Below are 1,449 nucleotides of genomic sequence, written 5' to 3' on the forward strand. Positions count from 1 at the left end.
CGAAAAAAAAAAAAAAAAAAAAAAAAAAAAAAGCCCATTTACTGCAGTTAAGTAGGATTTTTGGCCGGGGGTTAAAAAAAAAAAAAAAAATCGACTCCTACCCTACTAATTCCGAATTAAAATAAAAAATTTATATAAAACTGATAGGAAAAACTAAACCCTTAAAAAATCCAAGAGAAGAGGTAGGAGTCGGAACAAAAGACATAATTACAAAAAATAAGCAAAAAAAAAAAAAAAACACCTTCCCTCTTTTTTTCTCCATATTATCAAAAGGGGCAGGGGAGCAGGACGAATTTCAAGAAATAAGTAAATCGGAAAATGGTTCGGGCCGATCCGACTTACAAGAAAGGCCGGGCCCCCGCCGCCGGTCGCGGTGCCGCGCGACCCCCGGCGCCCTCGCGCGGCCCCGCCGTCCCTCCCCCGCGACTCCGCGCGACATCACCCGATCGGAGCGATACGGTCGAAAAGTCATAAATGGGACGTAAGCCACACCGTGCCGTCACCGCTGACGGGCGCCACCGCTCGTCCCGGCTCTCGCTCGCCCTCGAAGGGGATGTCATGAGCACAACTGCCACCCGGGACGCGCCCCCGGCCACGAAGAGCCGCGGGGCCGCTCTCGATGTCGATCCGCACGCACTCGTCGCCGAGTTCTTCGGCACCCTGGCGCTGGTGTTCTTCGCGGTGGGGGTGGCGATCTTCGCCAAGCCCTTCGTGGGGGTGCTCGGCATCGCGCTCGCCTTCGGCTTCGTGCTGCTCGCCCTCGTGTACGCGATAGGCCCGATCTCGGGCTGCCACGTCAACCCGGCCGTCACGCTCGGGATGGTGCTCGGCCGCCGGATCTCGCCGCTCACCGGCCTCTGCTACTGGGTCATGCAGCTCGCCGGTGGTGCGGCGGGTGCCGCGCTCCTGGCCTGGCTCGCGAACTCGATCCCGGTCGTCAGGGCGGAGGGGCGCGGTTCCTTCGGCACCGACGGGTACGGAGCGAACTCGCTCGTGCACATCTCGGCCGGTGGCGCCTTCCTCGCCGAGACGATCCTGACGGCGCTGCTCGTCTTCGTGGTGCTGTGCACGACGCACGGCAAGGGCGCCAAGGGCCCGGCCGGTATGGCGATCGGCCTGAGCCTCGCGGTCATCCACCTGCTCGGCATCCCGCTCACGGGGACCTCGGTCAACCCGGCGCGGGCGCTCGGCCCGGCGATCTTCGCGGACACCAACGCGATGAGCCAGGTGTGGCTCTTCCTCGTCGCGCCGCTCGCGGGCGCGGTGATCGCGGTGGTCGTGCACTTCCTCACGCACGGGCTGCCGAACCAGGCGACCGCGGGCGTCCCGCCGGTGCCCGCGTCCGAGGCCCCCGCGGGCTCGGCGGCGGCCAGGGCGGAGGCGGTCGAGGCGGAGGAGCGGGACAAGCGGCTGGAGTGAGGAAGCGGTGACAGCCCTCGTACGAAGGGG

Annotated in this window: 1 protein-coding gene; it reads left to right on the forward strand. The window is 62.8% G+C overall.

Translation table 11 applies throughout. The annotated features are described in order from the left end of the window. Positions 1–558: 558 nt before the first annotated feature. Positions 559–1,419: an aquaporin gene (locus tag SSBG_RS00630; protein ID WP_008744313.1), complete on the forward strand. Its 861-nt coding sequence runs from the start codon at positions 559–561 to the stop codon at positions 1,417–1,419. The last annotated feature ends 30 nt before the right edge of the window (positions 1,420–1,449 follow it).

This window comes from Streptomyces sp. SPB074 (assembly GCF_000154905.1).
GTDB lineage: Bacteria > Actinomycetota > Actinomycetes > Streptomycetales > Streptomycetaceae > Streptomyces.

Coding starts and splice junctions, on each gene's coding strand:
- SSBG_RS00630 (WP_008744313.1), top strand. CDS start 559: ATGAGCACAACTGCCACCCGGGACGCGCCCCCGGCCACGAAGAGCCGC.